This window comes from Dongia sp. (assembly GCF_041905885.1).
Classification (GTDB): Bacteria; Pseudomonadota; Alphaproteobacteria; order Dongiales; family Dongiaceae; genus Dongia.
In genome coordinates, this window is record NZ_JAYRKD010000008.1 from 77,288 (window position 1) to 90,144 (window position 12,857).

Annotated in this window: 15 protein-coding genes; 12 read left to right on the top strand and 3 right to left on the bottom strand. The window is 65.9% G+C overall.

Features of this window, described 5'->3' with window-relative positions; all coding sequences use genetic code 11:
* Positions 1–49 precede the first annotated feature (49 nt).
* Both ligD and ACH2CY_RS10510 read left to right on the top strand, forming a co-directional pair.
* Entirely contained in the window at positions 50–2,689 is a 2,640-nt protein-coding gene (ligD, locus tag ACH2CY_RS10505) for a DNA ligase D (RefSeq protein ID WP_395018788.1), read from the top strand.
* A gap of 3 nt (positions 2,690–2,692) precedes the next feature.
* Positions 2,693–3,550: a Ku protein gene (locus ACH2CY_RS10510; protein ID WP_395018790.1), complete on the top strand. Its 858-nt coding sequence runs from the start codon at positions 2,693–2,695 to the stop codon at positions 3,548–3,550.
* A 75-nt stretch (positions 3,551–3,625) separates the two neighbouring features.
* Here ACH2CY_RS10510 and ACH2CY_RS10515 read toward each other — a convergent pair whose 3' ends face one another.
* The gene (locus tag ACH2CY_RS10515; RefSeq protein ID WP_395018791.1) at positions 3,626–4,471 is read right to left on the bottom strand and encodes a dienelactone hydrolase family protein; all 846 of its coding nucleotides are present in this window, start codon (positions 4,469–4,471) and stop codon (positions 3,626–3,628) included.
* 268 nt (positions 4,472–4,739) lie between these two features.
* Between ACH2CY_RS10515 and msrB (ACH2CY_RS10520) the strand changes: the two genes are divergently transcribed.
* The 6 genes from msrB (ACH2CY_RS10520) to ACH2CY_RS10545 all read left to right on the top strand — a co-directional run bounded on the left by msrB (ACH2CY_RS10520) (position 4,740) and on the right by ACH2CY_RS10545 (position 8,659).
* Positions 4,740–5,234, top strand: coding sequence for a peptide-methionine (R)-S-oxide reductase MsrB (gene msrB / locus ACH2CY_RS10520; RefSeq protein ID WP_395018792.1), 495 nt, complete (start codon positions 4,740–4,742; stop codon positions 5,232–5,234).
* A 12-nt stretch (positions 5,235–5,246) separates the two neighbouring features.
* The gene (msrA, locus tag ACH2CY_RS10525) at positions 5,247–5,978 is read left to right on the top strand and encodes a peptide-methionine (S)-S-oxide reductase MsrA (RefSeq protein ID WP_395018794.1); all 732 of its coding nucleotides are present in this window, start codon (positions 5,247–5,249) and stop codon (positions 5,976–5,978) included.
* A 123-nt stretch (positions 5,979–6,101) separates the two neighbouring features.
* On the top strand, positions 6,102–7,076 hold the full coding sequence (locus tag ACH2CY_RS10530) for a S1C family serine protease (protein ID WP_395018795.1): 975 nt from the start codon (positions 6,102–6,104) through the stop codon (positions 7,074–7,076).
* A gap of 110 nt (positions 7,077–7,186) precedes the next feature.
* A complete protein-coding gene (msrB, locus tag ACH2CY_RS10535) occupies positions 7,187–7,636 on the top strand; it encodes a peptide-methionine (R)-S-oxide reductase MsrB (RefSeq protein ID WP_395018796.1) in 450 nt (149 codons plus the stop codon).
* Entirely contained in the window at positions 7,633–8,175 is a 543-nt protein-coding gene (gene msrA, locus ACH2CY_RS10540) for a peptide-methionine (S)-S-oxide reductase MsrA (RefSeq protein ID WP_395018798.1), read from the top strand. Before msrB (ACH2CY_RS10535) ends, msrA (ACH2CY_RS10540) begins: the two co-directional genes overlap by 4 nt.
* A 106-nt stretch (positions 8,176–8,281) precedes the next feature.
* Positions 8,282–8,659, top strand: coding sequence for a response regulator (locus ACH2CY_RS10545; RefSeq protein WP_395018799.1), 378 nt, complete (start codon positions 8,282–8,284; stop codon positions 8,657–8,659).
* Here ACH2CY_RS10545 and ACH2CY_RS10550 read toward each other — a convergent pair.
* Both ACH2CY_RS10550 and gcvA read right to left on the bottom strand, forming a co-directional pair.
* The gene (locus ACH2CY_RS10550) at positions 8,649–9,074 is read right to left on the bottom strand and encodes a CreA family protein (RefSeq protein WP_395019032.1); all 426 of its coding nucleotides are present in this window, start codon (positions 9,072–9,074) and stop codon (positions 8,649–8,651) included. The two genes, ACH2CY_RS10545 and ACH2CY_RS10550, sit on opposite strands and share 11 nt — an antisense overlap.
* Before the next feature lie 128 nt (positions 9,075–9,202).
* Entirely contained in the window at positions 9,203–10,156 is a 954-nt protein-coding gene (gene gcvA / locus ACH2CY_RS10555) for a transcriptional regulator GcvA (protein ID WP_395018801.1), read from the bottom strand.
* A gap of 216 nt (positions 10,157–10,372) precedes the next feature.
* Between gcvA and ACH2CY_RS10560 the strand changes: the two genes are divergently transcribed.
* The 4 genes from ACH2CY_RS10560 to ACH2CY_RS10575 all read left to right on the top strand — a co-directional run bounded on the left by ACH2CY_RS10560 (position 10,373) and on the right by ACH2CY_RS10575 (position 12,857).
* Entirely contained in the window at positions 10,373–11,269 is an 897-nt protein-coding gene (locus ACH2CY_RS10560) for a DMT family transporter (RefSeq protein WP_395018803.1), read from the top strand.
* A 158-nt stretch (positions 11,270–11,427) separates the two neighbouring features.
* Complete coding sequence (locus ACH2CY_RS10565) at positions 11,428–11,676, top strand: hypothetical protein (RefSeq protein ID WP_395018804.1); 249 nt, start codon at positions 11,428–11,430, stop codon at positions 11,674–11,676.
* Positions 11,677–11,697: 21 nt separating this feature from the next.
* A complete protein-coding gene (locus ACH2CY_RS10570) occupies positions 11,698–12,375 on the top strand; it encodes a Bug family tripartite tricarboxylate transporter substrate binding protein (protein WP_395018805.1) in 678 nt (225 codons plus the stop codon).
* Positions 12,372–12,857, top strand: coding sequence for a tripartite tricarboxylate transporter TctB family protein (locus tag ACH2CY_RS10575; protein ID WP_395018806.1), 486 nt, complete (start codon positions 12,372–12,374; stop codon positions 12,855–12,857). Before ACH2CY_RS10570 ends, ACH2CY_RS10575 begins: the two co-directional genes overlap by 4 nt.

Sequence of the window (12,857 nt, forward strand, 5' to 3'; positions counted from 1 at the left end):
GGCTTGCTTAGCCGGTTGATTTCCAGTTTCGACACGCAAAATCCAGCCCATGGCCCAGAAAAAGCTCACGAAATACCGCCAGATGCGGGACTTCGAGCAGACCGCGGAACCCAGTGGTGCGGAGGCCCTGGTCGCGAAATCCAACCGGCTGCGCTACGTCATCCAGAAGCATGCGGCGACCCGGCTCCATTATGACTTCCGCCTGGAATTGGACGGGGTGTTCAAATCCTGGGCGGTGACCCGCGGCCCCTCGAACGACCCGGCGGATAAGCGCCTCGCGGTCGAGACCGAGGACCATCCGCTGGAATACGGCGATTTCGAGGGGATCATCCCGAAGGGCCAGTATGGCGGCGGCACGGTCCAGCTCTGGGACCGCGGCTATTGGGAGCCGGAAGGCGAGAAGTCGCCCGAGGCGATGCTGAAGAAAGGCGACTTCAAGTTCACCCTGGATGGCGAGCGGCTGAAGGGCTCCTGGGTCCTGGTGCGGATGAAGTTCGATCGGAACGGCGGCAAGCGCACCAACTGGCTGCTGATCAAGCACCGCGACAAGTATGCCAAGGATGGTGGCGCGGAGGAGCTGATATCCCAGGACAAGTCGATCGCCTCCGGCCGCAACCTGGCGCAGATCGCCGCCGGCAAGGGCAAGGCCCCGAAGCCCTTCATGCTGAAGAAGACCAAGGCGCTGGAAATCACCGCCGACGCGGTCTGGGACAGCTCGCACCAGAAAGAAGAGAAGGCGCTGCGCAAGAAAATCGCGAAAGCCGCACCCAGGGCGCGGAAGTCTTCGAGCATGCCGGATTTCGTCGAGCCGCAGCTGGCGCAGGTCATCGACCACCCGCCGGGCGGCGAAGGCTGGATCCATGAGCTGAAATTCGACGGCTACCGCATGCAGCTTCGCGTCGAGGACGGCGAGGCACGGCTGCGGACCCGCAAGGGCCTCGACTGGACCGAGAAGTTCCCGGAGATCGCCGCGGCCGCCGGTCAGGGCCTGAGCGACGGCATCTATGACGGCGAGGTCTGCGCAATCGAGGAAAGCGGCGCCACCAACTTCTCCGCCCTGCAGGCGGCCTTGTCCGATGGAAAGACCGACCGGCTGATCTTCTTCGCCTTCGATGCCCTGTTCCTCGCCGGCGAGGACCTGCGCCTTGAAGAGCAGATCGAGCGCAAGGCGCGGCTGCAGAAGGAGCTGGAGGGGCTGAAGGGAAGCGCGGCATCCGTGATCAAATACGTCGATCATGTCGAGGGAAACGGCAAGGCGGTCTGGGACCAGGTCGTGCAGCTGGGCCTCGAAGGCATCATCTCGAAACGGGCCAACGCGCCCTATCGCGGCGGCCGCGGCCATGGCTGGGAGAAATCCAAGGCGCGGCCGGGGCATGAGGTGGTGATCGGCGCCTGGTGGGGCGACCAGACCCATCTCCGCTCCCTGCTGGTCGGCGTGCGCAAGGGCGGGAAGCTGGTCTATGTCGGCAAGGTCGGGACCGGCTACAGCGCCGCCAAGGTGAAGCGCGTCCTCCCGAAACTGCGGCCGCTGAAGACCGACCAGAGCCCCTTCACCGGACCCAATGCGCCGCGCTACGCCAGCGGCATCAACTGGGTGGAGCCGGAGCTGGTGGCCGAGATCGAGTTCGCCAACTGGACAGCCGACGGCATGGTCCGCCAGGCCGCCTTCAAGGACCTCCGGACCGACAAGCCCGCCGCCGAGGTGAAGGCCGAAAAACCCGCCGATCCTGAGGAGGTGGATGTCGAAATGCCAGAGCCCCGTTCGACGTCCAAGAGAAGCGCAGGCAAATCCACGGGTAAGCCGGAAGTGTTGGGCGTCAATATCAGCAATCCGAACAAGGAGATGTGGCCCGGGGTCACCAAGCTGGACCTGGCACATTATTATGAGGAGGTGGGCGCCTGGCTGCTGCCGCATATCAAGGGCATCCCCTGCTCCATCGTCCGGGCGCCGGACGGCTTCAAGAAGGAGCAGTTCTTCCAGCGCCATTCCATGATGGGCCAGTCGAAGATGCTGGACGAGGTGAAGGTCTCCGGCGACCGCAAGCCCTATGTGGTGATCAACCGGGTCGAGGGCCTGGTCGCCGCCGCGCAGATCGGCGGGCTGGAGCTCCATCCCTGGAACTGCCTGCCCGACCAGCCGGACCGGCCGGGGCGGCTGGTTTTCGACCTCGATCCGGGGCCGGACGTCGATTTCGGCGACGTCATCGCCGCCACCAAGGTGTTCAAGGACTGGCTGGAGGCCCTGGGGCTGGTGCCCTTCTGTAAGACCACCGGCGGCAAGGGCCTGCATGTCGTGGTGCCGCTGGCACCGGGCAAGACCAAGGTCAGCTGGCCGGAGGCAAAGGAATTCTGCCGCGAGCTCTGCGAGCGGATCGCCGACGACGCCCCGGACAAATACGTGGTCAACATGGCGAAGGCGAAGCGGAAAGGCCGGATCTTCCTGGACTATCTGCGCAACGACCGGATGTCGACCGCGGTCGCGCCCTTGTCGACACGGGCGCGCGAAGGTGCGACCGTCGCCATGCCGCTCAATTGGCCGCAGGTGAAGACTGGGCTCGACCCGAAGAGATACACGATCGACACGGCCTGGGCCGCCTTGAAGAAATCGAAAGCCTGGAGCGATTACGCCAAGTCGGCGAAGCCGCTGCAGGTGGCACTTGAACGCATGGCAAAGAGTCGAGGGAGATAGACCATGGCGCTGCGACCGACCTGGCGGGGGCATCTGCGGCTCGCTTTGGTGAGCTGCCCGGTGCGATTGACGCCGGCCACCACCGGCAGCTCAAACATCCGTTTCCACAAGCTGAACAAGAAGACCGGCAACCGGCTGCGGCAGCAGATGATCGACGCCGAGACCGGCAAGGTGGTCGAGCGCGACGAGACCATCATGGGCTACGAGTTCGAGAAGGGGAAATACGTCAAGGTCGAGCCCGAAGAGATCGAGGCGCTGAAGATCGAAAGCTCCGAGATCATCACCATCGAGCGGGTGGTGCCGGCGGCCGACGTCGATCCCTTGTTCTTGGAGAATCCCTATATCGTCGAGCCGGACGACAAGAGCGGGCTCGACATCTTCGCCACCATCCGCGAGGCGCTGAAATCGAAAGAGGTGGTCGGGATCGGCCGGCTGGTCCTGGCGCGGCGCGAGCATCCGGTGATGGTGCAGCCGCGCGGCAAGGGATTCATGTTGGTGACCCTGCACGACCCGGACGAGGTGCGCCTGCCGGAAGAGATCTTCGACGATATCAAGGACGTCAAGGTCGACAAGCAGAACCTCGCCCTGGCCGAGACCCTGGTCGAACGGATGGAGGGAGAGTTCGACCTGAAGATGTTCGAGGACCGCTACCAGGCGGCGCTCCGCGACATGGTCGAAGCCAAGATGAAGGGCAAAAAGATCTCGGCGCCGACCGAGGTCGAGCGGCCCTCCAACGTGGTCAACCTGTTCGAGGCGCTCAAAGCCAGCGTCGCCGCCGAGAAGGGCGGCGGCAAGGCGGCGGCCAAGAAAGCGGCGCCCAAGGCCGCGGCGAAGAAGACGGCGCAGCGCAAACGGGCTTGAGCTCTTTGTAGCCGCTTACTCTACCGTCATCCCGGGGGCTTGGTCCCGGGATGACAAACGAGTACTAACCGAAGCTCATCCCAAGTTCTTCTTGAAAAATTCCAAGGTCCTTCCCCAGGCGAGGTCGGCGGCTTCCTTGTTATAGCGGGCTTCATTGGTGTCGTTGTTGAAGGCGTGGTTGGCGCCTTCGTACATATGCAGCTCGTAGCTCTTGCCGTTGGCCTTCAGCGCCGCTTCATAGCCCTGGATGCCCTTGTTCACGTTCTCGTCGATCCCGGCATAATGCAGCAGCAGCGGCGCCTTGATCGCCGTGACCTTGTCATCGCTCGGCTGGCGGCCGTAATAGGCGACGGCGGCGTTGAGCGTCGGATCGGCGACCGCGAGATTGTTGGTGGCGGCGCCACCCCAGCAGAAACCGACCGCGCCGACCTTGCCGTTGGAATCCGGGCGCGCCCGCACCGCCGCGACCACCGCGGTCAACTGCGTGGCGACATCCTCGGGCTTCAACTGGCCGATCATCTCGCGCGCTTTCTCTTCATCCGCCGGAGTGCCGCCCAGCGGGGTCAGCATATCGACACCGACCGCGAGATAGCCTTCGGTGGCGAGGCGGCGGGTCACGTCCTTGATATGCGGGTTGAGGCCGCGGTTCTCGTGGATCACCACCACGGTCGGAAACTTGTCACCATTCGCGGGCTTCGCCACATAGGTGGCGATGCCGGCCGTGGTGACGGTCTCGGTCTTGATACGGCTGTCGCCCTCCGGGACCGTCTCCGCCAGCGCGTAATTGTTCTGCAGCAGCGGCAGGATCGCGGTTGCCGCCGTGCTGCCGCCGGCCAGCACCGCCAGCCGGTCGAGAAAGCTGCGGCGGGTGATGTGACCGTGGGTATAGCGGTCATAGAGGTCGATGATGGTCTGGTTCATCCTCGGCACTCCCTCATGGATTTGTGAAGACAGGTATCTTGCCAAGGCGGACGGGAAGCCACGGAACACATTGGCGTGATGGAGAAATTCGACATTTCCGTGAAATCGATCGACGGATTGGTTCGGTAACGGCATCGGCTTTCAGAAACATGCGGTTAGGACCGGACGTTTCCAAACGTCGTCGCTGCGATCCACTCGATCGGACCGCGAAACCAAATGGCGGCAGGAAGCGAACTGTCTCCCGTCACCAAACGGATCGGAGAATTCCATGCTCAGCCGGCGATGGCTTCTGACGGGCGGCGTGTTCGGCGCCGCGGCTCTGGCGGCGCACCGCTTCCTGCAGCCCGGCGTACCGCAGGCCGAGGAGGTCTTCGCGGTGATGCACAGCGATGCGGAATGGCGAGCGCAGTTGACGGCAGATCAATACGCGGTCCTGCGCCAGGAAGGCACCGAGCGGCCCTTCACCAGCCCGCTGCTCGACGAGCACCGCCAGGGCGTGTTCGGTTGTGCCGGCTGCGGCCTCGCCCTGTTCGCCTCGGAGACCAAGTTCGACAGCGGCACCGGCTGGCCGAGCTTCTGGAAGCCGCTCGACAAGGCGGTCAGTGAGATCAGCGATACCAGCTTCATGATGGTGCGGACGGCCGTGCGTTGCGCGCAATGCGGCGGCCATCTCGGCCATGTCTTCGACGACGGGCCGCCGCCCACCGGCTTGCGCTACTGCATGAACGGTGTCGCAATGACCTTCACGCCAACTGCCGCCTAGGAGGACCCGCAAATGCCCCATTCGAAGAAGCTGCTGCCGCGGAGCGGCGCCGTGTTGCTGCTGGCGGGCGTGATCGCCGCCGCGGCCTTCGGCCTCAAAGGGACGCCCTCGATCGCCGAGGATGCGAAAGTGATCCCCGCCCCGGTCACCGACCTGGACCGCAGCGCGTCGCCGGCCGAGAGCGAGACCGCGGTCTTCGCCGGCGGCTGCTTCTGGGGCGTGCAGGGCGTGTTCCAGCATGTCGAAGGCGTGACCAAGGCGGTCTCGGGCTATGCCGGCGGTGCCGCGGAGACCGCGCAATACGAGATGGTCGGCTCCGGCGAGACCGGCCATGCGGAATCGGTGCAGGTGACTTATGACCCGCACCAGATCAGCTATGGGCAGCTGCTGCAGATCTATTTCTCGGTGGCGCATGACCCGACCGAGCTCAACTACCAGGGCCCGGATATGGGGCCGCAATACCGCTCGACCATCTTCCCGACCAGCCGCGACCAGGCGAAGGTCGCGGCCGCCTATATCAAGCAGCTCAACGACGCCAAGGTCTTCGGCAACGACATCGTCACCACGATCGAGGAAGGCAAGGCGTTCTATCCGGCCGAGGACTACCACCAGGACTACCTGACCCTGCACCCGAACCAGCCCTATATCGTGATCAACGACCTGCCGAAGGTCCGCGACCTCGAACGGCTCTATCCGGATCACTGGCGCGCTGAGCCGGTGCTGGTGATGGCGGGAGCGAACTGAGGGACCAGCTCCCGCTTCTTGTACCGCTACCGTCCACTGACCATATCTTGGGGCGAGACGCCTGACGCCGACTAAGTGCTAGACTGGCGGCCGGCGCTTCCGTTCGACCAGCTGGATGGCCCCATGGCACCCGTGAGTGAACACAAGATCCCGGCCGCGGCGCAGCCCCAGCAAGCCGACTACGGCTTCGACCTCGACCGCACGCTCGACGCCGTGGTCGGCCTGCATTCGCTGGTGCCGGCCAACGCCTTCACGGCGGAGCCGCTCGGCACCGAGCGCGCCGGCAACGGCGTGGTGATCGAGAACGGCCTGGTGCTGACCATCGGCTACTTGGTCATGGAGGCCGAGACGGTCTGGATCCACCGCAACGGCGGCAGCGCGGTCGAGGGCCATGTGCTCGGCGTCGATTTCGAGACCGGCTTCGGCCTGGTGCAGCCGCTCGGCCGGCTCGACCTGCCGGCGCTCCAGCTCGGCAGCTCGGGCACGACCGAGCTCGGCAGCCGCGTCGTCATCGGCGGGGCCGGCGGCCGCGCCCATTCGCTGGCTGGCAACGTGATCGCGCGCGAGCCCTTCGCCGGCTATTGGGAATACGCGCTGGACGAGGCCTTCTTCATCGCGCCGGCGCATCCGAACTGGGGCGGCACCGCGCTCATATCCGAGCAGGGCGACCTGATCGGCATCGGCTCGCTGCAGGTCGAAAGCAGCTCCGCGACCAGCAAGGCCCGGCATCTCAACATGATGGTGCCGATCGACCTGCTGAAGCCGGCGCTGCCGGACCTGACCGCCTATGGCCGCGTCAACAAGCCGGCCCGGCCCTGGCTCGGGCTCTACGCGACCGAGATCGACGGCAACGTGGTCGTGGCCGGCCTGGCCTCGAAGGCGCCGGCCGCCAAGGCCGAGCTGAAGGTCGGCGACGTCATCCTCGCGGTCGGCGGCGATGCGGTGACCACGCTGTTCGAGCTCTACCACAAGCTCTGGGCGCTCGGCACCGCCGGGGTGGACGTGCCGCTGACCCTGAAGAGCCGCGGCGTCACCTTCGACGTGACGCTGAAATCGGTCGATCGCGCGAAGATGATGCGGGCGCCGAAGCTGCACTAGGACGGCGCGCTGTAACCTTTCCCCGTCCCCCGGCGTACTACCTTTCGGTCATTGCGCCCCAGTCGGGTGCGCGCCATATGATCATCAAACCCCAATCTTCGGAGCCATCCATGCCCGAATACCGGAAGACGGCGGAAGCCGTTGCGAAACTGACCCCGGAGCAGTACCGGGTGACCCAGCAGAGCGGGACCGAATATCCCGGGACCGGCCCCCTGCTCCACAATAAAGAACCCGGAATCTATGTGGATATCGTCTCGGGCGAACCGCTGTTCGCCTCGGCGGACAAGTTCGACTCCCATTGCGGCTGGCCGAGCTTCACCAAGCCGATCGAGCCCGCCAATGTCGAGGAGCTCAACGACACCACCCATGGCATGGTGCGGACCGAGGTCCGCTCCAAGCATGGCGACAGCCATCTCGGCCATGTCTTCAACGACGGGCCGCGGGATCGCGGCGGCTTGCGCTACTGCATCAATTCGGCTTCGCTGCGCTTCGTCCATCGCGACCGGATGGAGGCGGAGGGCTACGGGGCCTATCTCAACCAGGTGGAGGAAGTGCGATGACCAACCTTGGGACCGACCTTGGAAAGACTGAACGCGCGGTGCTGGCCGGCGGCTGCTTCTGGGGCATGCAGGATCTCATCCGTCGCCAGGAAGGCATCATCGGCACGCGGGTGGGCTATACCGGCGGTGACGTGGCCAATGCCACCTACCGCAACCACGGGACCCACGCGGAGGGCATCGAGATCATCTTCGACCCGGCGAAGACCAGCTTCCGGCGGCTGCTGGAATTCTTCTTCCAGATCCACGATCCGACGACCTTGAACCGCCAGGGCAACGACCGGGGCACCGGCTATCGCTCCGCGATCTACTACACCAGCCCCGAGCAGAAGCAGGTCGCCGAGAACACCATCGCCGACGTCAATGCCTCAGGGCTCTGGCCCGGCAAGGTGGTGACCGAGGTCGCCCCGGTGGGACCGTTCTGGGAGGCCGAGCCAGAGCACCAGGATTACCTGGAGCGCTATCCCAGCGGCTATACCTGCCACTTCATCCGCCCCGACTGGAAGCTGCCGGAGCGGAAGAAGACCCAGGCTGCGCAGTAGGCGGCCGCCAAAAGTGGTTCCACGGCTTCCGCGCCCTCCTCTATAGTGGCGCAAGCCGTGGAGCCTGTTCGCAGCGATGAATCCAAGACCCGACCCGAATCCGCGCGTGCTTTTCGTCGAGGACGACAAGGCCATCATGAGCGTGATGGTCCGCTATCTCGGCGCATCCGGCTATGCGGTCGAGCCGGTCGAAAGCGTCGCGGCGGCCCTGCGGTTCTTCTCCGAATCGCGGCCCGACATCATCGTTACCGACATCTTCTTCGCCGGCGGCGGTGACGGCTTTGCCCTGATCGAGCAGGTGCGCGCCCGGGATTCCGACCTGCCGATCATCGCCATCTCCGGCGGGCGGGCCGGCTTCGACGTGCTGGCCCAGGCGGCGAAGCTCGGCGCCAACGCGACGATCGAGAAGCCGTTCAGTGCCGCCTACCTGGTCGACACCATCGACCGCTGCCTGGAAGCAGCACCCTTGCGCGCTACTGATTGAGCGGCACCACCGAGATCGAGTTGAAGGGCGAGCCTTCGACGATCTTGGTCGAGGTGACCAGATAGACCAGGACGTTCTTGGTCTTGTCGTGGAAGCGCGTCACCTGCAGCGACTTGAAGACCGCCGAGGTGCGCTCGGAGAACACCACCTCGCCGTCCTCGCTCTCGTCGATCTTGCCGGTGATCTTGAGCGGCCCGACCGCGCGGCAGGCGATCGAGAAGCGGCTCGGGTCCTCGGCCAGCCCCACCGCGCCGCTGATGCCGCCGGTCTCGGCGCGGCTGATGTAGCAGGCGGCATTCTCCACCTTGGGATCGTCGTAGCGGTCCACCACCACCTTGTCGTTCGGGCCGACCCAGCGGAAGGTGGTCGAGGTCGCGCCGATCCGTTCCTGCGCAGCGGCTGCGCCGGCACCCATCAGCAGGGCGAGGATGGCGAAGAGGAACGACAGGCGGCGTAAGGTCACGCGGGAACTCCTTGGCGAAATGGCGTCGGGCGGTCGCCGACATAGATAGGTGCCGCCGGCGTCCTGACCAGAGGCCGAGATCATCGCCGCGGTTTCCGCGTCCGGGAAACAGGCCCGCGCTTCACCGCCGGCGGCGCGGCGATCTCGCGCAACAGCCAGTCCCGGAACTGCGCCTCGATCGAGCCCTTGGCGAGGCCGCGGCGGCTCACCAGGAAATAGGCGAACTGCTTCGGCCCGCGCAGCGCCAGGTCGAACGGCTTGATCAGCCGCCCGGCCGCGAGGTCGTCGCCGATCAGGGTCGAATCGCCGAGCGCAATGCCCTGGCCCTCGATCGCCGCCTGGATCGCCAGCGCGGAATGGACGAAGCGCACGGTGCGGCCGCGCCGCACGCCTTTCAGGTTCGCGGCATCGAGCCAGGTCTCCCAGTTCGGCCAGTTGGCGCCCTGGGAATGCCAGTCCACCTCCAGCAAGGTGTGGCGCAACAGATCGCGCGGGTCCGGTTTGCGCCGCGGGCCCTGCAGCAAGGCCGGGCTGCAGACCGGCATGATATATTCGTCGCCGAGCCGGTCGACCTGATAGTCCGGAAAGGTGCCGACGCCGAACTGGATCGCGACATGATGCTCGCGGCCGAGCAACTCGACGATGCGGTTCTGGACGTCGATGAAGACGTCGATCTCCGGCACCTGGGCGAGGAAGCGGTCCAGCCGCGGCACCAGCCACTTCGAGGCGAAGGAGGGTGCCACGCTGACCCGGAGGCTGGGCTTGGTGGGTTTCAGCTGCGCCATCGCCTCGGCGATGTCCTCGAAGGCGCCGTCGACCGCCTTCTTCAGGATCTCGCCCGAGGCGGTGAGCCGGACCGCGCGGGCGGTGCGCTGGAACAGCTTCACGCCGAGCTGCTCCTCGAGTTCGCGGATCTGATGGCTGACCGCGGCCTGCGTCACCCCGAGCTCGTCGGCCGCCGCCGTGAAGCTCTGCCAGCGCGCCGCCGCCGCGAATGAAGGCAGCGCGCCAAATCCCCGTATCGGCCGACTCATGCTCTCACCGTTTTGCCGCGCGGACGAAACCTAGCAGCAATGTTTCCGGCGCAGAAGAGCGGCGCCGCCGAGCCCAAATCGCATTCATGGGACCTGCAAAAAGGATTCGTTTGCAGTCGCAGGCGCGGCATCGCAGTCTTCTCTCCGCTCAACCTCTTGGGAGAGCGATCGGGTCCTGGCGCGGTCGCTCTCCTTTTTTGCGTCTTGAAATCCCCGATGCCGTTTTCACGCACTCCATTGCCGGTGTTCCAGGTCGGACTGATCCTGGCCTGGAGCTCCGGCTATGTCGGCGCGATCATCGCCGCGGATACCGGATCGATCATCCGCGTGCTGCTCTGGCGCTTCGTCGGCGTGGCCTTGCTGTTCTCGCCCTTCCTCATCGTCGCGTTTCGCCGCGGCGTCACCTGGCGCTGGGTCGTGCTGCACAGCCTGCTCGGCGTGATCGGCATGTTCGCCTGCGTCGGGCTCGGCATCCAGGCGATCAACCTCGGCCTCCCCGCCGGAACCGGCGCGCTCATCTCCGCGCTGCAGCCGCTGGCCGCGGCGGTGCTGGCCGGGCCGCTGCTCGGCGAGCGCGTCATCAGGAGCCAGTGGATCGGCCTCGCCATCGGTTTCGTCGGCGTCCTGTTCTCGGTCGGCGGCCTGACCGGCAGCGACCAGCTGCTCGGCTATCTCTGCAGCTTCGCCTCGATGGCGGCGATGGTGGTGACGACCCTCATTGCCAAAGCCAAGTGGGACGGATCGGATCTCGGCCCCGCGCTCGCCCTGCAGACCACCGTCACGGCGGTGCTGTTCGTTCCCGTGGCGCTTTACCAGGGCGTGTTCTGGCCCGAGCCGAGCTGGCACTTCGCCGGCGCGGTCGGCTGGGCGATCGTCTTCTCCACCCTGGGCGGCTACGGCTTCTACTATCTCTGCCTGATGCGCTCAGGGACAGTGCGGACCAGCAGCCTCATCTATCTGACTCCGCCGGTCACCCTGGTCTGGGCCTGGGCGATGTTCAGCGAGCCGATGTCGCTCTATACCTGGGCCGGTTTGCTCCTCTGCCTCGCCGGCGTCTGGCTCGCCCGCGGCGAGAAGCTGCCCCAGGCCGCGCTCAGCGCCGAGAAGGTCTGACGACACCGACGAAAGTCGTAGTTCTCATCGGCTGCCGCGCGGCCCCAAGGCTTGCGACCCCATCCGCGAGTTGACAAAATGCTGACAGCGCAACGGGTCCGCCGTGCGCGCAAGCAGACCCGCCGCGTCATGAGCGGGCGTCAGTTGGGAGGATCTCCGTGAGAAATCTTTTCGTCGCTGCTGCTCTGGTCGCCGGGGTGTTCGCCCTGCCGGCTCACGCTGAAGACTACAAGATCATGGCCCCGGCGGCGCCGGGCGGCGGCTGGGACCAGACTGCACGCTCCATGCAGGCGGCGTTGCAGGACGGCGGCATCTCGCCCAGCGTCCAGGTGACCAATGTCCCCGGCGCGGGCGGCACGATCGGCCTCGCGCAATTCGTCAACCAGACCAGCGGCGATCCTTCGTAGCTGATCGTCGGTGGCTACGTGATGGTGGGCGCCATCCTCACCAACAATTCGCCGGTGACGCTCGACCAGGTGACGCCGATCGCGCGCCTGACCGGCGAGTATGAGGCGATCGTGGTGCCGGCCGCTTCCGAGATCAAGGACATGAAGGGCCTGGTCGAGAAGCTGAAGGCCGATCCCGGCTCCGTCTCCTGGGGCGGCGGCTCGGCCGGCGGCACCGACCACATCACCGCGGGCCTCATTGCAAAGGCGGTCGGCGTCGATCCGACCAAGGTCAATTACGTCGCCTTCTCCGGCGGCGGCGAAGCCCTGGCGGCGATCCTCGGCAACCAGGTGACGGTCGGTATCTCTGGCTACGGCGAGTTCGCCGAGCAGATCAAGGCCGGCGCGCTCAGGCTCATCGGCATCTCCTCGGACCAGCGGGTCGCCGGCATCGACGCCCCGACCTTCAAGGAATCCGGCGTCGATGTCTCGATCCAGAACTGGCGCATGGTCGCGGCGGCGCCCGGCATCAGCGCCGAGCAGAAGGCGGCGATCACCGCGGATATCGAGAAGATGGTGGACTCGCCCGCCTGGCAGAAGACCTTGGCCGACAAGGGCTGGGCCAACACCTATCTCGCCGGCGATGCCTTCTCGGCCCAGTTGAAGAAGGACGTCGAGGCGACCGGCGCGATCCTGAAGGATATCGGCCTCGTCAAGTGAGCGCGGATAGCAAGGAGACCGCCCGGTCCGGACCGGACCGGGCGGTGCTCGTCATCGCGGCGATTCTGGTGCTGGTCGGCGCGGCGGTCGGCTGGGCGACGCTGCACCAGCCGACCACCATGGGCTATTCGCCGGTGGGCGCCCGCGCGGTGCCCTTCATCATGGCGGGTGCGCTGGTGGTGCTGGGCGCCTTCACGGCGGTTGCCGGATTCCGCGGGACCTTCCCGAAGCGGCAGAAGCAGGACATTCCGCCGATGCTCTGGCTGGTCGGCGGCCTCGCGGTGCAGCTCCTCACCATGAAGACCGTCGGCTTCTCGATCGCGACCGGGCTGCTGTTCGCCGCCGCGGCGCGCGGCTTCGGCAAGGGGCCGCTCTGGATGACGATCCCGATCGGCATCGTCTTCTCCTTCGTCGTCTGGCTGATCTTCGCCAAGGGACTGCAATTGTCCCTCCCCGCCGGCCCGCTCGAGAAGCTGTTCTGA